Source organism: Actinoplanes subtropicus, assembly GCF_000721705.1.
Taxonomy (GTDB): domain Bacteria; phylum Actinomycetota; class Actinomycetes; order Mycobacteriales; family Micromonosporaceae; genus Actinoplanes; species Actinoplanes subtropicus.
Map to the genome: position 1 here is coordinate 205,838 of NZ_JOJL01000003.1, position 22,514 is coordinate 228,351.

The window sequence follows — 22,514 nt, forward strand, 5'->3', positions numbered from 1 at the left end:
GTGGCTGTTGACAAAGGCGGGATAGCGTTCGCGGCGGCCGTCGGGGCGCTGGCCGGCGCGGCGATCGCCGGTCGCCGCGGTGTACTGCCCGGCGCGGCGGCGCTGGCCGCGACCGAGGCGGTGGCGCGGGCGCGGCAGCGGCCCGGCGAGATCCCGGCGTGGTGGTCCCGGGTGGCGATGAGCGGCGCGCTCGCGGCGCCGGCCGGCTGGCTGGGTGCGCGGCTGACCAAGGCCGGGCCGGTGCCGGTGGGGCTGGCGGCCGGGGCGTTCGCCGGTGCGCTCGGGCTGCGGCCGCAGAAGGTGGCGCTCGGCCCGGTGGCCGGGGCCGCGGTCGGCGCGGCCTGGCGTCTGGCCGCCGGGGCCGAGGCGCCGCCGGCCGCGGTGGCGGCGAGCGCGGTGGTCGGGTTCCGGGCGCTGTCGGCGGCGGTGTTCCGCGATCCGCAGGTGAGCCTGCTGGCCGAGCGGGTGCCGGCCGCGGAGCTGCCGTTCGTGGTGCCGCTGGAGGCGCGGACCGGGTACGTGGGCACCGACTACGTCCGGCAACTCGCCGAGGTGCTCGGCGGGAAGTACGAGGCGGACGCCGCCGACGTCGGCATCGTCGGCTCGCTGGACGACCTGGCCGGGCCCCAGTTCGAGCCGGCCGAGGTCGATCCGCTGGTACGGGAGTTCTACGAGCACACCACCCGGTTCAAGCTCGACATCCGGCCGGAGTGGCGGCCGTGGGTGCGGCCCGGCTACCTGATCTACCGGACCCTGGTGGCCCGGCCGCTGGGCCAGGCCAACGTGCCGATGAACCAGCGCGAGACGGTGCGTGGCGTCCGCAGCCGGATCGACACCATCACTCCGGACGGGTCGGAGCTGATCGGCGTACGCGGATGGATCAGGTCTTTCGCCGACACCGACGAGCCCATCTACGTCGGGATCTACACGACGTACCGGCACGACGGGCGCGGCTACGTCAGCGTCGGCTTCCCGGTGCCGCAGGCCAACTTCACGGCGACCCTGCTGCCGCTGCCCCGGCCCGGGGGTGGGCTGGTGCTCAGCAGCCGGAGTGGGTTGCCCCACCCCGGGCACTATCTGAGCTACATCGACGCGGAGTCACGCGAGCTGACGACGCTCGCGGTGCACGGCTTCGCCGAGCGGCTCGACGTCTTCACCGAGGCCGGCGAGCTGCGGGCGGAGCATGCGTTCTCGCTGTACGGGCTGCCCTTCCTGGTCCTGCACTACACGATCACGCGAAAGCCCTAGAACCCCGGGAAAACCTCGCGCAGGCCGTCCAGGGTGACGTTGCCGTTCACCTCGACGCCGGCCGGGGTGTGCGCCGGGGCCAGCCGGCCGACGATGAGCCGCAGTGCGGACTCGAGCGGGCCGACGAAGGTCGCGGTGACGGTGGCGGCGTCGGTGGTGAAGTGGGCCCGGTCGTCGAGCACGATGCGGTACGGCGTGCCGTCGATCCCGATCACGGCCGGCTCCGCGATCGCCTCGCGCTTGGCGATGAAGCTCAGGAAGAAGCTCAGGCCGCCGCTGAGGTGCTCGGCCAGGAGGGCTGCCGTGCCGTCGGACAGCGCGGCCGCCGGGTCGTCGCCGACCCGGATGTCCCAGCCGTGGTGGGCCACCTCGCTCAGCCGCAGGCCGGCGAAGGTCGCGAGCGGGACCGGCTGCGGCAGGAAGCCCGGGTTGATCGCGAGCGACTCGTGCTGCTCGGGCGTCAGCGCCTCGAGGGCGGCGACCAGCGCGGCGTTCGACTCGACCGCGCCGGCGGCCTGCGCCTCGGGGCTCATCGCGTTCCACCGGTCCCACACGCGCTGGTTGAAATCCGGCCCCGGCGCCTCGGCCTCGCCGGTGCCGGCGCGGAAGGCGGCCAGCGTGATCTCCGCGCCGCTGCCCAGGTGCGAGAAGACCTGCGCCACGGTCCAGTCCGAGGCGCCGGACGGGCCCTTGAGCTGGGCGGGAGAGATGGTGGAGCCCACCGAGGCGAGGCTGTCGTGCTCGGCGCGCAGGGCGGCGATCGTACGCGCGGCAAAAGTTGTCATGACACAGAGCCTAGATCCTCCGGGACCGCCAGCCGCCAGATCAGCTCCCAGGTGCGTACCTTCGCGTCCCGGCCGGCGGCGGCGACGAACCGGCCGTCCGGGCTCAGGCACACCGCGGAGATCTCTTCCGGGCGCTCCGGGAGGTCGTACGCCGGGTCGCCGGTCGCCAGGTCGTACAGCCGCAGCAGCCGGTTGCCCGCGGCCAGTGCGTACCGGCCGTCGTCGCTGAGCCGCACGTCGGCGAGCCCCGGCCACTTCGGCTCGAAGGTCCGCAGGCAGGCGCCGGAGGCGAGGTCCCACAGCCGCGCCGGCCCGTCCCAGCCGGCGGCGAGCGCCCGGCCGCCGGCGGCGCTCAGCCGGACGACGTCGACCGCGGCCCTCCGGTGGGGGTCGGCGAGCACCCGTACGCACTCCCCGGTGTCCAGGTCCCACACCCGGGCCGTGCCGTCGTGGCTGCCGGAGACGGCCCGCCGTCCGTCGGCGGTCATCGCCACCGTGGGCACGCCGCCGGTGTGACCGTCGAGGCGGCGGATCCGCTCGCCGCTTTCCAGGTCCCAGACCAGCAGCCGGTCGCCGTCCCGGGCGCTGGACACCGCGCGGCGGCCGTCGGCGCTGACCGCGACGGCGTACACCACGCTGTCGTGCCCGGCGAGGGTGTGCACGCTCCGCCCGGAGTCCAGATCCCAGACGCGGACCGTCTTGTCCCGGCCGGCCGACAGCACGGTACGGCCGTCGCCGGACATCGCCACCGACCGCACCGGCCCGGTGTGGCCGGTGAGGATCTGCCGGCAGGCGCCGCTCTCCAGATCCCACACCCGCAGCGTGCCGTCGCGGCCGCCGGAGATCGCGGTGCGGCCGTCCGGGCCGGCGCAGATCGATTCGGCCCGGTCGGTGTGGCCGTCGAGGACCCGGGTGGTGCGGACCTCCTCGACGGCGACGCGGTCGACCCGCGCGCTCAGCCGGTGCCAGGCGCGGAGCGCGCGCGGGGTCCGATCCTGGCGCCGATCGGCTCGCAACTGCAGCAACAGGGCGTGTGCCGTGCCGAAATGCTCCTCGGCGGTGGCCCGCTCCGCCCGGTCGAGGACCGCGCTCGCGACGGATTCGAGCGCTTCGATCTCGGCGTACGAGCGGGGACGGCACGGTCGGGCGGGCGCGACGTAGTCGGTGGGCGCCGGGAGGTCCCACAGCCGCACCGCACCGTCCAAACCGCCCGCAGCCGCGAGCCGGCCGTCCGCGCTCAGCGCCGCCGAATCGTCGTAGTAGCTGGGGAACGTGCGCAGGCAACGACCAAGATCAAGGTCCCACAGCCGTACGGTGCGGTCCGTCCCGCCCGCGGAGAGCGCGTACCGGCCATCGGCGCTGACGTCCAGCCCGCGTGCCTCGCGGACGTGCCCGTCGAGCAGGTGCCGGCACCGGCCACCGTCCACGTCCCAGACCCGCAGGACCGGGTCGTACTCCCCCGCGGAGACCGCGACCCGGCCGTCGGCGCTGAGCCGCAGCGCGCGTACCCCGGTCGGATGGCCGTCGAGGCGGAACAGGCACTCCCCGGTCCGCAGGTCCCACAGCCGTACGGCGTGGTCGAAGCCGGCCGAGACGGCGCGCCGGCCGTCGGCGGACACCGCGGCCGCCGACATCGGCCCGTCGTGCTCGATGACCCGCAGCAGCCGGCCGTCCCGCAGGTCCCACAGCTCGAACTGACCGCGGACCGAGATCACGGCGGCACTCAGGTCCTCGGCCCAGACGTCGACGACCAGCCCGCCGGCCCGGAGTCTCCGCAGCCGCTTGCCGTCCCGGAGATCACGCACCTTCACGAGGTTGCCGCCGCCGGACACCGCGTACCGCCCGTCGGCGGTGACGTGCAGCGCGTCGGCCTTGATCGAGTGCTCCTGCGCCTCGACCCGGCACCGGCCGGACCCGGTTTCCCAGGCCTGCAGCGTCTCGTTCCCGGCGGTCACCAGGATCCGGCCGTCGGCGCTCAGCCGTACGTGATCGACCTGCCGGCCCGGTCCCGCGTGCAGGGAGTCCGACCGGATCCCCGGCCGGACGCGGACCTTACGCGGCGGCACCTCGGCGGGGCCGCCCCGCTCGAGCTCGACCAAGCCCCGCAGGTCGTCGCGCCCGATCGCGTCCAGGGTCGCGAGCAGCCGGTCGTCGGTCAGTTCGCCGGCCCGCCAGCGCAGCAGCCCATAGTTGTAGGTCGCCTCCGGGTGCCCCGGGTGGGCGGCCAGGGCCTGCTCGAAGACCGGCCGCGCGGCCTCGACGCGGCCGACGGCGGCCAGCGCGAGAGCCTGGTTCGTGAGCTCGTCGGACGTCCGGGCGACCGGCCTCGGCGCCGGGCGCGGGTACGGCCGGCCGCACTCGCGCCGGTAGATCTCCACCAGCTCGGCCGCGGCCTCCACCAGGCGCAGCTCGTCCCGTACGCAACGATCGAGCAGGTCCGCGACCGGTGCGGGCAGCGCGGACCCGCCGAGTTGCCGCACAAATGCCGCGAAGCCGGCCGCGTCGGCCGTTCCGTCCAGGCCGAAATCGGTGACCTTGACGGAGCCGTCCGCGGCGACCAGCACAGTGCCGGGCGCGACGCTCCCGTGGGCGACGCCGTGCCGGTGCGCATGGCCGATCGCCCAGGCGGTCTGGATCGCGATGTCGAGCACCCGGTCGAGCGCCGGGGAGCCGACCGGGCCGCTCTCGACCTGCTCGGCGAGGATGCGCGGGCTGCCGTCGACGACCTCGACGGAGTGGCACGCGCGGACGTTCGGGTGCGCGCCGAGCGCCATCCAGCGTTCGGCCGCCCGGACGGCTCGTTCGGTGTCTGCTGTCCCCATGAGCAACCATGATCGCGTGGACGTGCCAGCGGGTCGCCGCGCGTGGGAGGATACCGACGAGTAACGGCCATGGGTCGCCGCGGCGGCCCGGGAAGGCGGTTCACCATGGGCGACGACCCGACCCGTACGGCCTATCGGACCTGCCCGTTGTGCGAGGCCGCCTGCGGCCTGGAACTCACCGTGAGCGGCGACCGGATCAGCTCCGCGCGCGGCGACCGGGAGCACGTCTTCAGTCACGGCTTCGTCTGCCCCAAGGGGGCGACCTTCGGCGAGCTCGCCGCCGACCCGGACCGGTTGCGCCGCCCGCTGGTCCGGCGCGGCGCCGGCCACGAGGAGGTGAGCTGGGACGAGGCGTTCCGCGCGGTCGAGGCGGGCCTGCGCCCGATCGTCGAGCGGTACGGCCCGCAGGCGGTCGCCCTCTACCTGGGCAACCCGAACGTGCACACGATGGCCGGCGGCCTCTACCTGAGGCCGCTGCTGCGCGCGGTCGGCACCCGCAACATCTTCTCGGCCAGCACGGTCGACCAGATGCCCAAGCACGTGTCCTGCGGCTACCTGTACGGCAACCCGCTCGCCATCCCGGTGCCCGACGTGGACCGCACCGACCTGCTGCTGATCCTCGGCGCGAACCCCTGGGAGTCCAACGGGAGCCTGGCCACCGCGGCCGACCTGCCCGGCCGGCTCCGGGCGATCCAGGCCCGCGGCGGCCGGTTCGTGGTGGTCGACCCGCGGCGCACCCGCACCGCCCAGCACGCCGACGAGCACCTGTTCATCCGCCCCGGCACGGATGCGTTCCTGCTGTTCGGCATCGTGCACACGCTGTTCGCCGAGGGCCTGACCGACCTGGGCGGGCTGGCCGGCCACGTGACCGGCGTCGAGCAGGTCGAGGAGTTGGCGCGCGACTTCACCCCCGAGCGGGTCAGCGCCGCGTGCGACGTGCCCGTCGAACGCATCCGCGGCCTCGCCCGGGAGCTGTCCGCCGCGCCCACCGCCGCGGTGTACGGGCGGATCGGCACCTGTACGGTCGAGTTCGGCACGCTGACCAGCTGGCTGGTGGACGTCGTCAACGTGCTCACCGGCAACCTCGACCGGCCCGGCGGGGTGATGTTCCCGCTCGCCGCGCACCTGCGCCCGCAGGCCCGCCCCGGCGGCAAGGGCTTCCGGACCGGGCGCTGGCACAGCCGGGTGCGCGGGCTGCCCGAGGTCATGGGCGAGTTGCCGGTCGCCACCCTGGCCGACGAGATCGAGACGCCGGGCGACGAGCAGGTGCGTGCCTTCGTCACGGTGGCGGGCAACCCGGTGCTGTCCACGCCGAACAGCGAGCGGCTGGCCCGGGCGCTGGACGGCCTCGAGTTCATGGTCAGCGTCGATCCGTACCTGAACGAGACCACCCGGCACGCCGACGTGGTGCTGCCGCCGACCGATCCGACCCGCAAGGGCCACTACGACTTCTCGTTCCTCGGGCTGGCGGTGCGCAACTTCGCCGCGTACTCCCCGCCGGTTTTCCCGCCGGAGCCCGACAGCATGGACGAGTGCGACATCCTCGCCCGGCTCACGCTGATCGCCAAGGGTGCCGGCGCCGGGGCATCACCGGCGATCCTGCACGACGGCCTGCTCGACGAGGCGCTGGCGAAGGTGGCCGCCGCGGCCGACTGCTCCGCCGACGACCTGCGCGCGCAAGTCAGCGGCGACCACCCGGCCGAGCGCCTGCTCGACGTCGCGCTACGGACCGGCGCGTACGGCGACGGGTTCGGCCTCCGCCCCGGCGGCCTGTCCCTGGCCCGCCTGCTGGACGCCCCGCACGGCATCGATCTGGGACCGCTGCGGCCCCGGATCCCCGAGGTGCTCCGCACGACGAGCGCCACGGTGGAGCTGTGCGCGCCGCCGATCGTGGCCGACGTCGACCGGCTGCGCTCCGCCCTCGACCGGCGGCACGACGACGACCTGGTCCTCATCGGACGCCGCCACCTGCGCTCCAACAACAGCTGGATGCACAACGTGCCGGCCCTGGTGAAGGGCCGCGACCGGTGCACGCTGCAGGTGCACCCCACCGACGCGGCCCGGCTCGCCCTGGCCGACGGCGACCGGGCCGAGGTGACCTCCCGGGCCGGCGCGGTGAACGCGCGGGTCGAGGTCACCGACGCGGTGATGCCCGGGGTGGTGAGCCTGCCGCACGGGTGGGGCCACGGCGTGCCCGGCACCCGGCTGGCCGTCGCGGCCGAGCACCCGGGGGTGAACAGCAACGTGCTCACCGACGAGCTGGCGATCGACCGCCTCTCCGGGAACAGCGTGCTGAACGGCATCCCGGTGGCCGTGAAGGCCGCCGGGAAGAACTGATCAGAAACCGCCGGTGACGGTGGCGTGGTCCGAGTCGGAGGCGATCGTGGTCACCGTGTACGTGTCGCCGGCGAGGGGCCGGGCGCCCTCGGCGTGACTGAACTGCGCCGCGAAGGTGTAGGTGCCGGGCGCGAGGGTGTTGCCCGGCTTGACGGTGAAGCGGTAGATCAGCGTCGCGTCCGACGTGTCCACCTCGCTGGTCGTCTGGTCGTCGGAGATCGAGCTCCAGTGCCCGGTCTTGGCCACCCCGTCGGTCCGCGCGATGTGGATCTCCACGACCAGGGCGGTGATCGGCTTGTTCGTGGTGACCAGGACGTCGCTCTGCGACCAAGTGCCGATCGAGCCGGCGTCGAGCGCCGCCGTGGCGCTCAGGTAGCCGTCGCGGACCACCACGGGCGTGGCGGAGGTGCTCGGCTTGACGGTGGGCCGGGTCGTCGACTCGGCGGGCGCGGTGCTCGTGACCGAGCGCGGCGGGGCGCCGTGGCCGCCGGAGCCGTCCACGCCGGAGCGGGCCGAGGGCGACGCGGGCGGCGTGGGCGGGGCGGACGTCTCGGCCGAGGACTCGGCGGCCGGCGCGGCCGGCCCGCTCGGGCGGCCGGCGACGCGGATGCCGGTCACCCCGGCCACCAGGATGGCAACCACGCCGGCCGCCGCGGCGATCGGCCGCAGGAAACCCACGGGACGGAACCAGGCGGCCAGGCGGGCGGCCGTCGACGACCGGGCGCGCCCGCGCTCGATCCGCTCGAGCATGGCGGCCCGGTCGGGCCGATGTCGCTGGGCCTCGGCCTTCAGCGCGCCGCGGAGGTCGCGCTCATCCTGCGGTAGCACGTCGTCCTCCTCCTGTCGCCACCGTGAGATCTTCGAGATAGGTGCTCAGCTGCGCCGCCCCGCGCGAGGTCATGCTCTTCACCGCGCCGACCGAGATGCCGAGGATCTCGGCGACCTCCCGCTCCGGCACGTCGAACCCGTACCGCAGCACGACGCACTCGCGCCGTCGTTGCGGCAGCCGGCGCAGCGCGGCCCGCACGTCGAGGACCGCGAGGGTGTCCGGCTCGGTGGTGTCGCGCCGCAACAGTCCGAGGCCGAGCACACCGGCGCGGTCCCGCGCCTGCTTCTTGATCCATTGCCGGGCGAGGTTGGCGACGATGCCGCGGGCGTACGCGACCGGACTGTCCGCCGCCTGCACCCGCGGCCAGTGCCGCCACACCTCCACGAAGGCGTCGGCGGCCAGGTCGTCGGCCGCTCCCGACTCGCCGGTGAGCAGGAACGCGAGGCGCGACAGGTCGGCATGGTGCTCCTCGAAGAATCGCCCGAAGGCGCTCCCGGGGTCGGTCAAGCCGAGTGCCTTCCTGGGGATGTGGGCCGGTACGGACGGGAAGCGCCCGGCCGGCCGGATGGTGGGGGCCGTCCGGCCGGGCGAGCTCATGACGTGCTCCATCCGCTTAGTGATCCGGCGGGCCGGAAAGGTTGCCCGCCGTCGAAACTTTTTCGCCGGACCCTCAGCGAACGAACCTGGCCTGCGGATAGCGAGGTGCGGGGCGCCGGGGCAGGCGGTCGTCCTGGTGGCGGAGGTGAAGGTCGAAGAACTCTCGTAGGTATGTAAGGTATGCTTTCCATAGTGTCAAGGACACTTGACAGTATGGAACGTGCGCCTTACCTTCGGATCATGGCGAAACAGGAAGATCTGGCGACTCGCGCGGCCCGCCGCGCGGTCCTCATCGACGGCCTTCCGGTGTCCACTCTGGGCATCGTGGCCCTGGCACTGGGCAGCAATCCGCACCCGAGCGCCGGCCAGAGGGCGTTGTGGATCGCGGTCACGGCGGCGTTCTCGCTCGCCGTGGCCTGGGTCCTGGTGCGGGCGTTCCGGCGCGCCGACGAATACCTGCGCAAGATCCAGCTGGAGAGCATGGCCATCGCCTTCGCGGCGGTCCTGGTGGCGCTGCAGGTGGCCACCGTGCTCGACGCCGCCGGCATCATCCAGCTCCACCAGCTGGCGCAGCTGATCCTTCTCGGCGGGATGGCGATCTGGTTCGGGCTCGCCGACCTGCGTACCCGCCTGCACCGATGAGGGCGCGCCGATGAGAAACCGGCTGCGCGAACTGCGGGCCGCCCGCCGCTGGAGTCAGGCCGAGCTGGCCGACCGCTGCCAGGTCTCCCGGCAGGCGATCAACGCCATCGAGACCGAGCGGTACGACCCGAGCCTGCCCCTGGCGTTCACCATCGCCGGCGTCTTCGGCCTGACGATCGAGGAGATCTTCCTGCCCGACCGGCCTTCCTGAAGCAGGCCGCCGCCGATGCCGCGACCTACTCGGCCGACGCCAAGAGCTGGCCGGCCTCGGCGCCTGCAAGACCTGGTTCGGCGCGGTCACCACGGCCCGGTTCGACCACGTCGTCTCGGCCTTCACGGAATCCGGGCGACCGCCCCGTAGTAGGCCACCTGATCCGCGGGCGGACGCGGCTCCTCGCGGTCGCCGTCGCGCCAGGCGGCGACCGGGACGATGCCCGGCTCCACCAGGTCCAGGCCGTCGAAGAAGCGGCCCACCTCCCGGGTGTCCCGCGGCTGGAACGGCACCGGGCTGGCGGCGTTGAGCGCCTTGAACCGCCCGGCCTGCGCCGGTTCGAGCGTCTCGTACGTGCCGTGCGAGATGACCAGGAAGCTGCCGGGGGCCAGGGCGGACACCAGCCGGGCCACCTTCGCGTACGGGTCGTCCGCGTCGGTGAGGAAGTGCAGCAGCGACACCAGCATCAGTACGACGGGCCGGCCGAAATCCAAGGTCCGGGACGCCTCGGCGAGGATCCGCTCCGGGTCGCGGGCGTCCGCGTCGAGGTAGTCCGTCGCCCCTTCGGGCCGGCTGACCAGCAGCGCGCGGGCGTGCGCCAGCACGAGCGGGTCATTGTCCACATAGACCACGCGGGACCGCGGGGCGATGCCCTGCGCGATCTCGTGCACGTTCGGCGACGTCGGGATGCCGGTGCCGATGTCGAGGAACTGACGGAGGCCGATGTCGCTGGTCAGCCAGTCGACGACCCGGCGCATGAACGCCCTGTTCTCCAGCGCCGCCGTCCGGCCGTGCGGGTAGAGCGACAGGTACTGATCGGCCAGTTCCCGGTCGGCGCCGAAGTTGTCCTTACCGCCCAGCAGATAGTCGTACATCCGGGCCGAGTGAGCGGTGCCGGTGTCGAGGCGCTTCGTCACGGCGGGGATCCTTTCGAAGGGCTGCGGTCAGGCTATCCCGATCCGCCGGCCCATCGAAGATCGGTCCACGTGAGCCAAGACCTGTCTCCTGACCGGGCGTTACAAGAATGTGATCGATCGGCTGGCAACCTTTTCGCGCGTTGACGCCCGATTCGACATTCGGTACGGTCCGGGTCTGCCATTCATTCGCATTTACACACGCCATTGTTTAAACGTTCCTTAGGAATGAGAAGGACACCGTGGATTCTCGCCATCGGGCCCGGCCGGTGTTGCTCGGCACCGCCGCCCTGAGCTCCGCGCTCATCGCCCTCTACGCGTGCGGCACCAGCACGGACTCCCGGAGCGAGCACCGGACCGCCCTCGCCGGCGCCGCCGTGGTGAGCAGCCCGGCAGCGGCCGCGACGACGCACGCCGCGAGCTCGTCGAAAATGTTCGGTGCGGACGCCGAACCGCTGCCCAGGATGCCCAAGGACAATCCCCGCAAAGGTCTCGTCTATCGCGGCCTGACGGTAGCGAAGACCGGACTGTGCGTAGGCGGCTATGAATTGGCCGCAAAGGGCACCAGGACGCGCTGCACGCACGGCCCGGACGAGCCGCCGGCCGACGTCTCGGTGAAGCTGGCCGCCTCGCCCGCCAGTACCACCACGCTGGCCGCGGCCGCCACCACCGGCCTGCCGGTCTGCGAGGGCGACGGCACCACCGGAAAGCGGGTGGAGGTCCTCTACGTCCACGGCGCCACCAGCCAGTACGACAAGTTCCACGACACCTTCCGGCTGCGGGCCGAGCAGGTCGACGACATCTACTACCAGAGCGCCCAGGAGACCGGCGGCGTACGGCACGTCCGATTCGTGACGGAACAGGTCGACGGCGTCTGCCGGGCGGTCGTGCGGGACGTGCAGATCGCCGACTCGGCGCTGAGCGACTTCGACACGACCAAGGACGCCGTGATCAAGGCCGGCTACCCCGAACGGGACGACCGCAAGTACCTGATGTTCGTGGACACCAACGTCTACTGCGGCATCGGCGAGTTCCTCGGCGACACGACGAAGTCGGACTCCAACCGGTCCAACGGCGGCGGCTACGCGCGGGTCGACAACGGCTGCTGGCAGTACCCGGACGTGGCGTCCCACGAGCTGGGGCACAACCTGGGCGCGGTCAACGACGACGCCCCGAACGCCTCGCACCACGCGCACTGCACCGACGAGTACGACGTCATGTGCTACCAGGACGAGGACGACACGGTCATGCACACCGCATGCCCGGACCAGTCGCACGACATGCGGCTGGACTGCAACCACGACGACTACTACAACACCAACCCGTCGCCCGGCACGTACCTGGCGAAGGAGTACAACGTCGCGGACAACCTCTTCCTGATCAAGGGAACCCCGGCGGCCGACCCGACCCCGTCCGCGAGCGCCACCCCGTCGCCCAGCACCATCCCCTCGGCCAGCCCCTCGGCCAGCCCCTCGGCCAGCCCCAGCCCGTCGACCAGCACCAGCACGGGCACCGGAACGGCCACGGCGACCCTGCTGGTCGGCAAGCAGTCCAGCCGCTGCGTCGACACGACCGGCAGCAGCCTCGTGAACGCCACCCAGACGGTGCTCGCCGACTGCACCGGCAGCGCGACCCAGAAGTGGACCAACACGTCGATCGGCGAGCTGCGGCTCGCGGCCGGCAAGTGCCTTGACGCGTACGGGAAGAGCACCGTCGCCGGCACGAAGGTGATCGTCTACACCTGCAACAACCAGGACAACCAGCAGTGGACCTTCCAGCCCGACGGCACCCTGGTCGGCGTCCAGTCCGGCCTGTGCGTGGACGCGGCCGGCGAGGGCACGGCGAGCGGCACGATGCTGCTGCTGTGGACCTGCAACGGCCAGGACAACCAGCAGTGGACCAAGAAGTCGTAACGACCGCGTGACCAGGTGGGCCGGGTGCACTCGCACCCGGCCCATGCCCGCGTTTGAGCCCGAGCTCTACCCTGCGAATAGGCAGCTATTCGAGAGACGGATGTCGAAATAGGAGAGTCCCTTGCCGGAGCCGGGCGTTCTCGCGATGGTGCGATACGCGCAAACCAACTCGGTGCTGATGGACAACATGACGCTCCAGGGCGCCTTGCGGATCCTGAGCCTCCCGGCGAGAGACGCCAAATTCACGACGTATCCGAGAACTGACGACGAACTTCACTCCCTGAAATGGGACTACGACCTCAACGACGGATTCCGGGTCGCCACCGACCTTGCCTGCCTCGGCCAGCTGGTGCAGTGCCTCATCCTCCATGACAAGATCTTCGTCGACGGCTCCGGGACGAGCACCTGGGCCGACCAGAGAATCATGCTGTCCGGCGGCCCCCAGAGGAAGCGGCCCACCGACGACTACATCCTTCCGCTACGGCCGACGAGCTCGGAGGCCCGGACAGCTTTTGAAAACGCGCTCTCGAACGTCAACTCATGGTCGGACTCCACCGAATTCGCCGACTATCTGGGGCTGCTTGCCACCTGCCGGATCGAGGCGGCAGTCTTCGAGATAAGCAACGGATACTTCCAGACCGGGTTCTCCGATCCCGTACTGTTCGCCGGCGAGCAGCGACACAGTCGGATAAATATGCGGATATCCGACGGATCCGACGGTTCGCAGTTGTTGCCGCTCTTCCTCGACGAGATGCCGTACCGGCTTCTCGACGATGTGCTGGCGTCACTTTTCGACAAGCACTCCAAGGCCTTCCGCCGGAATGCCGGCGAACGCCGCCGGCGGGTGGCCCGCGGCCGGCACCCCTGGGCCAAGGCCGGCCTGGGCCCCGGCGATGTCGACGAAAAGCTCCGTGCCTACGAGAGCCTGATTCGGCACGCCGTGGCCACCTGCTACTACGGCGAACTGTCCGACCGAACGGGAATACCCTATCTACCGCATCCCTTGCGGTCGCGCATCGCGGAATTCGAGGCAGCCACTCGTCGAGGAGGAGCGCGAAGCCTGGCCGCCGAGATCACCAAGGCCTTGGAGCTCGCGCGCGCCGAGCGGTCCCATCTCGCCAATATCCGGCTGGGTTCCCATGCGGTCCAAGTACACCTTCCCATGTTTCTCTCCCGAGCCATCAAGGACGCCGGCCGGCCGGAAGACATCCTGGACGCCGCAGTGGAGATCAGGCAGTCGAACGAAGGGAGAAGGTTCCGCGAGTGGATGCATGAACTGCAGGACGGCCTGCTGCGGGGCAACCCGTCGCTGGCTCAGATCGAGGGCAAGCTCGACCGCGTGGAACGAGACCTGCGGAAATGGGCGGGAAAGTCCCCCCGAACAGAGGGCGATGAGATCGGTATCGAGCTCAATTTCGGCCTGGTAACGCTCACGAAGAACTCCGCCATACCGTTCTTCGGGCGTTCGTTGCGGACCCGCCGGCACCTGAAGATCTTCCATTCGACCGCCCGGCTGTACGACGAGGTCCTCCGGCTGGAGCCACACATCAAACGCGTCTTCGGCGAGGCGATAGCAACCTCCTACGAAGACTTCCAGGACCTACTCGCCCATCTCGAGGCGACCGCCGCCGCTCCCCTCGAACACCGCGGGCGGCTGCTTCGCCGGGAACGGCCGGGACGACCGTCCCCAACCGCATAGTCCCGGCACAAGCAGCCCAGCACGTCAGCCCTTGAGGAGCTGGCGGGCCATCACGATGCGCTGCACCTGGTTCGTGCCCTCGTAGATCTGGGTGATCTTCGCGTCGCGCATCATTCGCTCGACCGGGTAGTCGCGGGTGTACCCGTACCCGCCGAGCAGCTGGACCGCGTCCGTGGTGATCTCCATTGCGGCGTCCGAGGCGAAGCACTTCGCCGCGGCGCCGAAGTAGGTCAGGTCGGCGTCGCCGCGCTCGCTCTTCGCCGCCGCCGCGTAGGTCAGCTGGCGGGCCGCCTCCAGCTTCATGCCCATGTCGGCGAGCATGAACTGGATGCCCTGGAAGTCGGCGATCGGCTTGCCGAACTGCTTGCGCTCCTGGACGTACCCCTTGGCGAAGTCGAGCGCGCCCTGGGCGATGCCGACGGCCTGGGCCGCGATGGTCACCCGGGTGTGGTCGAGCGTCCGCATGGCGGTGGCGAAGCCGGTGCCCTCGTCACCGATCATGCGGGAGGCGGGGATGCGTACGTTGTCGAAGTAGACCTCGCGGGTCGGCGAGCCCTTGATCCCCAGCTTCTTCTCCGGCGCCCCGAACGAGACGCCCTCGTCCGACTTCTCCACGACGAACGCCGAGATGCCCCGGGAGCGGGCCGACGGGTCTGTCACGGCGAAAACGGTGTAGAACTCGGACACCCCGGCGTTGGTGATCCAGCGCTTGACGCCGTTGAGCACCCAGTGGTCGCCGTCCCGGACCGCCCGGGTGGTCATCGAGGCGGCGTCCGAGCCGGCCTCCGGCTCGGAGAGGCAGTACGAGAACATCGCCTCGCCGGAGGCGACCTTGGAGAGATAGTGCTCCTTCAGGGCCTCCGACGCGGACAGGATCAGCGGGAGCGTTCCGAGCTTGTTCACGGCCGGGATCAGCGAGGACGACGCGCAGGCCCGGGCCACCTCCTCGATCACGATCGCGGTGGCGAGCGCGTCGGCGCCGGCTCCCCCGTACTCCTCGGGGATGTGCGGGGCGTGGAAATCGGCGGCGCGCAGCGCGTCGTACGACGCCTTGGGGAATTCCCCGGTCTCGTCCGCCTCGGCGGCGTGCGGCGCCACCCGGGCGTCGCAGACCTCGCGCACCGCGGCACGGATGGTCTCGTGGTCCTCCGGCAGCCGGTATACGTCGAACTCAGACATGACAACGCCCTTCCAGCAGGAACCACGACGAGGAGCACGTTCGATGTTACTGGTAAGTAGCGGACGCCCACCAGGGGTTCGATCGTTATGCCGGACGTGACACATCCCCGCCTGTCGTTCCTGGGCACCGGCTATCTGGGCGCCACCTACGCCATCTGTTTCGCCGAGCTCGGTTACGAGGTCATCGGCGTCGACGTGGACGAGACCAAGATCGAGTCGCTGCGGCAGGGCCGGGTGCCGTTCCACGAGCCGGGGCTGGACGATCTGCTCCGGCGCAACCTCGCGAAGGGACGGCTGCGGTTCAGCACCTCGTACGCGGACGCCGCGAACCACGCCGAGGTGCACTTCATCTGCGTGGGTACGCCGCAGCGGGCGGACGGGATGAGCGCCGATCTCACGTACGTCGAACGCGCCGTCACCAACCTCGCACCGCTCCTGCGCCGCCGCTCCCTGATCGTCGGCAAGTCCACCGTGCCGGTCGGCACGGCCGCCTGGGTCGAGCAGCTGGTCGCCAAGCTCGCCGACCCCACGCTGGGCGTCGAGGTGGCCTGGTCGCCGGAGTTCCTGCAGGAGGGCTACGCGGTCGAGGACGTGCTGCGGCCCAACCGGATCGTCGCCGGCGTGCGCTCGGAGTGGGCGAACGAGGTGCTGGCCGCCGCGCACAAGGGCGTCTTCGACCTGGCCGCCACCGAGGACCGCGAGGTGCCGCTGGTGGTGACCGACTTCGCCACCGCCGAGCTGGTCAAGGTGGCCGCGAACGCGTTCCTGGCCACGAAGATCAGCTTCATCAACGCGATGGCCGAGGTGTGCGAGGTGGCCGGCGCCGACGTCACCCCGCTGGCCCGGGCGATCGGCTACGACCCGCGGATCGGCAACCGGTTCCTGCAGGCCGGGCTCGGCTTCGGCGGGGGCTGCCTGCCCAAGGACATCCGCGCGTTCCAGGCCCGGGCGCAGGAGCTGGGCGCGGGCGAGGCGCTGCGCTTCCTGCACGAGGTCGATCTGATCAACACGCGGCGGCGGGGGCGGGTGCTCAACCTGGCGGCCGAGCTGCTGGACCGTCCGGTCGGCCCGGCCGGCCCGGACCTCGCCGGGACGCGCGTGGCGGTGCTGGGGGCGGCCTTCAAACCCAATTCCGATGACGTACGCGACGCGCCGAGTCTCGCCGCCGCCGCCGCGCTGGCCGCCGCCGGGGCGCACGTGCACGTCTACGACCCGCAGGCGATGGAGAACGCCCGCCGCGCCCAGCCCGCCCTCGACTACGCGCCGACCATGGCCGCCGCGGTGAACGGCGTCAGCCTGGTGGTGGTCGCCACCGAGTGGGCCGAGTTCCGCAACGCCGACCCGGCGCTGCTCGGTGAGCTGGTCCGCGAGCGCCGCGTCATCGACGCCCGGAACTGCCTGGACCCAGCTCAGTGGGGCCGCGCCGGGTGGACCTACCGGGGGATGGGTCGCCCGCCCGCGTGACGAGGTCTGCGGCGTTTCGCGCCCGTTTCCATAGATCTCCGCCCGCGTGAGCCTGTTCTAATGAGGTGTCGTACCGGCATGCTCTAGTTGTGCCCGGATGGTGTCCCGGGCCGGCCGGGCAGCCGGCGGGGGTCGAGGAGGTGCCGTGGCGCAGGCTGGACAGTCCGACAGCTACGAGGAGGAGCTGGCCCGGATCGATGCCTCGATCGCGGAACTGAAGATCCGCGACATGAACGCGGCCTCGGAGCGCTCGCAGATCGCCGCCAAGATCCAGGCGGCCCAGTTCCAGCGCGACATCCTCTCGCACGCGAACAACCAGGCAAAAGCGAAAAAAGCCAAAGCTCGGCGCGTACGCCGGAGGCCCGGCCAGGACTTCCCGCCCCCGCCCCCGCCCGGCGGCCACCAGGGCGACGAGCCCCCACCGCCGCCCGGCGCCCGCCCGGCCGGCGCGCCGCCGCCCCCGGCCGGTTCCGCCCCGCCGCGCGACACGCCGCCGCCTCCGCCCGGCGCCCGTCCCGCCGACGTGCCGCCCCCGCGGGTGACCCGGCCGGCCGCCTCGGCTCGCGCGGGCGCCCCCCGCGGCGCCGCCACCGGCCCCCGCCCCGATTGGGCGCCGCCCGGCTCGGCGCACACGGGTCCGCCCGGGGTCGCCACCGACGGCGTGACCGCGCTGGTCGACGAGCCGCCGCCGACCGAGCGGATGGGCCCGTCCCGCGAGCGTTCCGGCCCGCCGCCGCGCCGGGTCGGGTTCACCGGCGGCGAGCACCACCCGCCCGAGGCGTCCACCCAGTCGGTGCAGAACATCCTGCTGGCCCTCGGCGCGCTGCTGATCGGCGTGGCCGCGGTGGTCTTCTCCGGCGTCGCGGTCAGCAACCCGCTGGCCCGGGCCGTCATCCTGGCCATCTTCACCTCGATCGCGCTGGTCTCCGCGCCCGGCATAGCGAAGCGCGGGCTGAGCTCGACCGCCGAGACGGTCGCCGCGGTCGGCCTGGCCCTGCTGCCGATGACCTTGTACGTGCTGCACGGCACGTCGCTGACCGGCGGCGACCGGGTGGCGCTGCAGCTCTACCTCGGCGTCACCTTCGCGATCACCTCGGTCGCCTCGTTCCTGTACGCCACGGCCGTACGCCTGAGCGCGCCCCGGTACGCCACCGTGGTCGCCCTGCAGCCGGTGCCGCTGCTGCTCGCGTACCCGTCGATCGAGAGCCCGGCCGGCTGGGGCATGGCCCTGGCCGTGGTGGCCCTGCTCGACCTGTTCCTGCTCACCACCGTGATCCGCAACGGCCGGCTGGTGCCGCAGTGGCCGATCGGCCGCCCGGTCGGCGCCGACCGGGAGACGCTGGCCGCCGCCGACGCGGGCGCGGCCGACTACCTGCGCCGCGGCGACCCCGCCGACCCGGGCAGCTACGCTCCGGGCAGCCCGCCGCGCCCCGAGTCGCGGCCCGAGGAGCCCGATCTGATCATCGGGGCGCTGACCGGGCAGCGCGGCCGCTGGCTGCGTACCCGGATCTTCCCCGGTCCCCGCCCGGCCGGCGCGCCCCCCGCCGGCTCGGTCCCGCTGGCGCCGCCGGCCACCCCGCCGTCCGCCGACTGGCTGCGCGAGCTCACCTTCGCGCTGCTCTGCGTGGCCAGCGCGGGCGCATTGCTCTACTCCTCGGTGGCGCTGCTGCAGGCCCGGCTGGTGCCGGATGCGATGCGTTCCGCCTTCGTCCTGCTGCTCGCCGCGGTGGTCGCGGTCGCCGCCGCCGGCCTGCTGCGCAACCTGCTGGCCCGCAACATCACCGGCGGCGTGCTCACGCTCGCCGCGATCGGCTCGGCGGCCCGGATAGCCGACGTGATCGACCCGCGCTGGACGCTGGTGGTGGCGGCCGCCTCGATCGCGATCACCGGTGCCGTGGTCGGCCTGCTGCCGACCGCGGTCCGCTCCGGCCCGGAGATCGCCTCGGCCGCCGCGCTGGTGATCATCGGGGTCTTCCTGACCGTCGACGGGGTCCGGGCCGCGCTCGCCCCCCTGCAGGCCGCCCGCCCGGTCTGGCACGCCGACACGGCCGCGTACGCGCAGAAGATCGCCGAGGCCGCCGGCCCGTCCGGCTGGCTGCTCGCCCTGGCCGCGCTGCTGGTCACCGTCGCGGCCGCGCTCGCCCTGCCGCGCGGCTGGCGGCACGAGGGCGCGGTGATCGGCGCCGCGCTGACCGCGCTGGCCGTGCCCGCCTCGCTCGGCCTGCGCTGGTCCGAGGCGCCCTGGCCGCTGGTGCTCGCCTCGATCGCGATCGGCGCGGCCGGCCTGGCCGCGAGCACCCGCCGGATAGCCATCACACACGTCGCCGCGGCCGGCACGGTCGGCCTGTTCGGCGCGGGCGCGGCGCTCAGCGCGTCCTGGCTGACCGCGGCGGTGCTCACCGCGCTGGCCGGCGCCGGCGTGATGATCGCGGTGGCGGCCCGGCAGATCCCGATCCGGCTGTACGCGTGGCTGGTCGGCGACTGGGCCTCCGGCGCCGCCGCGCTCGCCCTGCCCGGCGCGGTGGTCACCGGCGCGCTCGCGGTCGCCGACAAGGGCCAGGGCCCGCCGCCCACCTCCGCGGTCACCGTGCCGGCCCTGGCCGTCGGCTTCCTGGCCGTCGCCGCCACGCTCAGCTACTCCGCCGTCTTCCAGGTGGCCCGCCGCGAGATCAGCGCGCCGCTCACCGCCGGCACCGGCCTCGGCGCGGTGTCGCTGGCCCTGGCCGCGCTGCTCGCCCCGGGCGCGACCCCGCCCGACGTCTGGGTGGGCGCGCTGCTGTTGGTCGCGGCCGGCCTGCTGTTCTTCGCCAAGTCGATCGACAATGGCCGGCGCAGCGACCGGGTGCTCGACGGCCCGGATATCGCCGCGGCCGCCGCCACGGTGGCCATCTGCGGCGCGCTCTCCCGGGTGTTCGCGCTGGCCTTCCCGAGAGCGCCGCTCGCGGTCGCCGGCATCGTGGTGCTGATCGTCTCGCTCGGCGTGGCCGCGCTGCCCGACGAGTGGCGCCGCGGCCCGGTCCGCGGGCTCGCCGCCGCCGGCGTCGTGGTCGGCTCGATCGCCGGCTGGCAGGCGCTGGCCGGCGGCGTACGGATCATCGCGTTGCACGGCTCGGTCTGGAGTGCCGACCTGACGCAGTATCCGACCACCGCCCCGGCGGGCGCCTGGCAGGCCCCGTTCACCCTGCTCGTGGTGGCCGTCGCGGCCGGCTTCGCGGCGCCCCGCCCCTGGTCGTACGCGATCTCGGCCACCGCCGGCGCGCTCGCCACGATCGGGCTGCCGTTCGCGATCGGCCTGCCCTGGTGGTCGCCGCTGCTGGTCGGCGGGGCGGTGGCGATCGGGTACGCGATGGCCTCGATCGCCGCCGCCGACCCCCGCGCCGCCCTCTGCCGGGCCGGGGCCGCGGCCGCGGTGCTGCTGCACGCGGCCGGCGCCGGGCTCGCCCGCCCGTGGTCCACCTGCGTCGCCTTGCTGCTGGTCACCGGGATAGGCGCGCTCACCGCCGCGATGGCCCGCACCCCGGTGCCGTTCACGATCGCCCCCGAGGCCGCCCCGCCCCCGGAGACCGGCCGTTTCTGGTCCCCGGTCATCACCGAGGCCGACCTGGCCCGCGACGACACCGGCATGCCCCGGCACCGCGCCCAGGTCGGCGGCGCGGCCACCGGCGCGGTGCTGCTGGCGCTGCCCGGCGTCTTCGCCGCGCTCGCCGCCGACCAGGGCCAGAACGCCCAGGTGGTGCTCACCGCCGCGCTCGCCGCCTCGAGCCTCGGCCTGGCCGTGCTGGCGGTGATCGGCCGCTGGATCCCGCAGTACCTGCCCTGGGCCACGGTCGGCCTGGTGCTGGGCGCGACGATCACGGCATTCGCGTCGATCCCCGGGTCGTACCCGACCGCGCTCTACGCCGCGGCCGCGGCCCTGCTCGGCGTGCTGGCCGAGCTGCTGCGCGGCGCCACGCCCGCGCCCGGCCTCACCGTCGCCCGCACCCGCTCGTGGGCCGACGGCCGGTACCAGTCGGCCCGCTGGACCAGCCTGCGCCCGAGCGGCCTGAGCGGTCGCTGGCTGGTCGACCCGGCCACCAGCGCGGTCATGCTCGCGCTGATCCCGACGGCGCTGGCCCTGTTCTCGATCGCGCCCGCCCTCAAGGCCGCGCTGATCGACCCGCTGCAGCAGATGCGGCACATCTGGGACGGCCCGATCCCGGCCCTCGCCCAGCCCTCGGCCTCCGGCCACGTGGACGCCAGCAGCGTGCTGGCCATCGTCCTGCTCACCGGCGCCGCGGCGCTGGCCGCGATCGGCTTCGGCGGCAAGACCTCCGAGGCCGTCCCGGTGATCCTCCCCGGCATCGCGATCACCATCCTGATCGCCCCGATCGCGCTGGACCTCCCGTTCCCGGCCGCGACCAGCGCCGGCCTGGTGGTCTTCACGATCGTCATGCTCGGCCTGGCCCTCACCCCGCCGCCGGCCGCCACCCACGCGCCGATGCTGCGCGCGGTCCGCCGGATCGTCTTCGTGGTCGGCCTGGCCGCCGGCAACGCGGGCCTGGCCGGCAGCCTGGCCCAGCAGAACCTCACCCTGTTCACGCTCGGCTCCGCGGTCGGCGTCGGCCTGGTCGCCGCGCTGGCCGGCCGCAGCCAGCTGGCCCGCGTCCTGGGCTGGCTGTTCACCGCCGCGATGGCCCAGCTGTTCGTGCTGGCCGCGTGCATCGCCGGCGGCGTCGAACGCCAGTGGGCCGCCTTCGGCGTACTGGCGGTCGGCGCGGCCCTGCTCATCATCGAGGCCACCGTCCCCCGGCTGGGCCTGCCGCAGTACCGCCGCGAGGCCACCACCGTCGAGTGGGCCGGCTACACCTCCGCGGTACTGGCCGGCGCGCTCGCCTACGACGCGCCCGCCCACCTGGCCGCGCTGCTGGCCGCGTGGGGCGCGGTGCTCGGCCTGGCGGCGTCCCGGACGGGCCGCTCCCCCAACCAGCGCCGGCTGCTGTTCTGGCTGGCGGTCGGCTTCGAGATCGTCGGCTGGTGGCTGTTCATCGCCCTGGCGGACGTGGCACTGCCCGAGGCGTACACGCTGCCGTTCGCGGCGATGGCGCTGGCCGTGGGCATCGTCGAGTCCCGCACCCGCGCCGACCTGAGCAGCTGGGCGGCGTACGGGCCGGCCCTGCTGGCAGCCTTCGTCCCGACGATCGGCATCGTTCTGGCCGGCAACGGCGGCGAACTGCGCGAGGTCCTTCTCCTGCTGGGCGCCGTGGGCACCCTGATCATCGGCTCCACCTACCGCCAGCAGGCCCCGGTCGTGGTCGGCGCGGTCGCCACCGTCTTCGCCGCAATCCACTTCGCGGTGACACTGGTCGGCCCGTGGCTGGTGCTGTTGCCGCTCGGCGTGATCCTGCTCGTCTTCGGCGCCACCAACGAGAACCGCCGCCGCACCCGAGAAGGACTCCGCAGCCGGCTGGTCAACCTACGCTGACCCGCCGCTGCCGGCGCGCAATCAGATCAGTAACCCATGGCTGGGAACGGCTACCATCGGTCGAGGGGCGTATCAAATGTGATCGATCGGAGTCGGCCCGTGGGCGACGTCAGAGACTTGGTCATCAACCTCCTCGCCGCGATGATCGCATTTGTGTCCGGCATTCTCGCCCGCGAACTCTATAGCATGGCCCGGTCCCGGCACGGTCGCGCATTCTGGGGAAGGCGAATGCTTCGCTCCCGAACCGTCCTCTTCGTCGGCGAATTCCCCCGGTTCAATCACCTCGAGCCGTCCGGACTGGTCGGCCTCGGCGACCACGGGCACGGCAAAGTCGGCCGGGTTTGCGTTTAGGCTGGTAGGAGCTGTAGGAGTTTGAGGATCCGGCGGTTTTTGCGGGCGTTGTAACGCATCGC

15 protein-coding genes are annotated in these 22,514 nt (G+C 72.8%); 8 read left to right on the plus strand and 7 right to left on the minus strand.

The window, feature by feature from the left end; all coding sequences use genetic code 11:
• Entirely contained in the window at positions 1-1,248 is a 1,248-nt protein-coding gene (locus IH26_RS0105650) for a hypothetical protein (protein WP_030435032.1), read from the plus strand.
• Here IH26_RS0105650 and IH26_RS0105655 read toward each other — a convergent pair.
• Entirely contained in the window at positions 1,245-2,033 is a 789-nt protein-coding gene (locus tag IH26_RS0105655; protein WP_030435033.1) for a maleylpyruvate isomerase N-terminal domain-containing protein, read from the minus strand. The two genes, IH26_RS0105650 and IH26_RS0105655, sit on opposite strands and share 4 nt — an antisense overlap.
• A complete protein-coding gene (locus tag IH26_RS0105660; RefSeq protein ID WP_157437067.1) occupies positions 2,030-4,855 on the minus strand; it encodes a tetratricopeptide repeat protein in 2,826 nt (941 codons plus the stop codon). The genes IH26_RS0105655 and IH26_RS0105660 overlap by 4 nt, the downstream gene beginning before the upstream one ends.
• A 105-nt stretch (positions 4,856-4,960) precedes the next feature.
• Here IH26_RS0105660 and IH26_RS0105665 point away from each other — a divergent pair, with 105 nt between their 5' ends.
• Positions 4,961-7,192: a molybdopterin oxidoreductase family protein gene (locus IH26_RS0105665; protein ID WP_034213814.1), complete on the plus strand. Its 2,232-nt coding sequence runs from the start codon at positions 4,961-4,963 to the stop codon at positions 7,190-7,192.
• Here IH26_RS0105665 and IH26_RS0105670 read toward each other — a convergent pair whose 3' ends face one another.
• A complete protein-coding gene (locus IH26_RS0105670) occupies positions 7,193-8,020 on the minus strand; it encodes a hypothetical protein (protein ID WP_030435036.1) in 828 nt (275 codons plus the stop codon).
• Entirely contained in the window at positions 8,004-8,618 is a 615-nt protein-coding gene (locus tag IH26_RS0105675) for a SigE family RNA polymerase sigma factor (protein ID WP_084598653.1), read from the minus strand. Before IH26_RS0105675 ends, IH26_RS0105670 begins: the two co-directional genes overlap by 17 nt.
• Positions 8,619-8,858: 240 nt before the next feature.
• Between IH26_RS0105675 and IH26_RS0105680 the strand changes: the two genes are divergently transcribed.
• Both IH26_RS0105680 and IH26_RS0105685 read left to right on the plus strand, forming a co-directional pair.
• Positions 8,859-9,260, plus strand: a complete 402-nt coding sequence (locus tag IH26_RS0105680; RefSeq protein ID WP_051807583.1) for a hypothetical protein — start codon at positions 8,859-8,861, stop codon at positions 9,258-9,260.
• Between the two features lie 10 nt (positions 9,261-9,270).
• On the plus strand, positions 9,271-9,471 hold the full coding sequence (locus IH26_RS0105685) for a helix-turn-helix transcriptional regulator (protein WP_030435039.1): 201 nt from the start codon (positions 9,271-9,273) through the stop codon (positions 9,469-9,471).
• A gap of 122 nt (positions 9,472-9,593) precedes the next feature.
• On the opposite strand, the gene IH26_RS0105690 is transcribed toward IH26_RS0105685, so the two are convergent.
• Complete coding sequence (locus IH26_RS0105690) at positions 9,594-10,388, minus strand: SAM-dependent methyltransferase (protein WP_245664928.1); 795 nt, start codon at positions 10,386-10,388, stop codon at positions 9,594-9,596.
• A 239-nt stretch (positions 10,389-10,627) separates the two neighbouring features.
• Here IH26_RS0105690 and IH26_RS55550 point away from each other — a divergent pair, with 239 nt between their 5' ends.
• Positions 10,628-12,298: a ricin-type beta-trefoil lectin domain protein gene (locus IH26_RS55550; RefSeq protein WP_157437068.1), complete on the plus strand. Its 1,671-nt coding sequence runs from the start codon at positions 10,628-10,630 to the stop codon at positions 12,296-12,298.
• A 121-nt stretch (positions 12,299-12,419) separates the two neighbouring features.
• Positions 12,420-13,997, plus strand: coding sequence for a hypothetical protein (locus IH26_RS0105700; RefSeq protein WP_030435042.1), 1,578 nt, complete (start codon positions 12,420-12,422; stop codon positions 13,995-13,997).
• A 24-nt stretch (positions 13,998-14,021) separates the two neighbouring features.
• Here the strand turns inward: IH26_RS0105700 and IH26_RS0105705 are convergent, their stop codons facing one another.
• Positions 14,022-15,176 (minus strand): acyl-CoA dehydrogenase family protein, encoded by a 1,155-nt coding sequence (locus IH26_RS0105705; protein ID WP_030435043.1) that lies wholly within the window; start codon positions 15,174-15,176, stop codon positions 14,022-14,024.
• 96 nt (positions 15,177-15,272) lie between these two features.
• Between IH26_RS0105705 and IH26_RS0105710 the strand changes: the two genes are divergently transcribed.
• Positions 15,273-16,640: a UDP-glucose dehydrogenase family protein gene (locus IH26_RS0105710; protein ID WP_245664930.1), complete on the plus strand. Its 1,368-nt coding sequence runs from the start codon at positions 15,273-15,275 to the stop codon at positions 16,638-16,640.
• A 145-nt stretch (positions 16,641-16,785) separates the two neighbouring features.
• Positions 16,786-22,101 (plus strand): SCO7613 C-terminal domain-containing membrane protein, encoded by a 5,316-nt coding sequence (locus tag IH26_RS0105715; protein ID WP_030435045.1) that lies wholly within the window; start codon positions 16,786-16,788, stop codon positions 22,099-22,101.
• Between the two features lie 72 nt (positions 22,102-22,173).
• Here IH26_RS0105715 and IH26_RS61995 read toward each other — a convergent pair.
• Positions 22,174-22,514: hypothetical protein (locus tag IH26_RS61995; protein WP_211268588.1), on the minus strand; the 341-nt coding region annotated here is incomplete at its 5' end.

What these genes read in the sequence shown, in the direction of transcription:
- IH26_RS0105655 (WP_030435033.1), bottom strand. Translation starts at nt 2,033, where the DNA reads ATGACAACTTTTGCCGCGCGTACGATCGCCGCCCTGCGCGCCGAGCAC.
- IH26_RS0105660 (WP_157437067.1), bottom strand. Translation starts at nt 4,855, where the DNA reads ATGGGGACAGCAGACACCGAACGAGCCGTCCGGGCGGCCGAACGCTGG.
- IH26_RS0105665 (WP_034213814.1), top strand. Translation starts at nt 4,961, where the DNA reads ATGGGCGACGACCCGACCCGTACGGCCTATCGGACCTGCCCGTTGTGC.
- IH26_RS0105675 (WP_084598653.1), bottom strand. Translation starts at nt 8,618, where the DNA reads ATGAGCTCGCCCGGCCGGACGGCCCCCACCATCCGGCCGGCCGGGCGC.
- IH26_RS0105680 (WP_051807583.1), top strand. Translation starts at nt 8,859, where the DNA reads ATGGCGAAACAGGAAGATCTGGCGACTCGCGCGGCCCGCCGCGCGGTC.
- IH26_RS0105685 (WP_030435039.1), top strand. Translation starts at nt 9,271, where the DNA reads ATGAGAAACCGGCTGCGCGAACTGCGGGCCGCCCGCCGCTGGAGTCAG.
- IH26_RS0105705 (WP_030435043.1), bottom strand. Translation starts at nt 15,176, where the DNA reads ATGTCTGAGTTCGACGTATACCGGCTGCCGGAGGACCACGAGACCATC.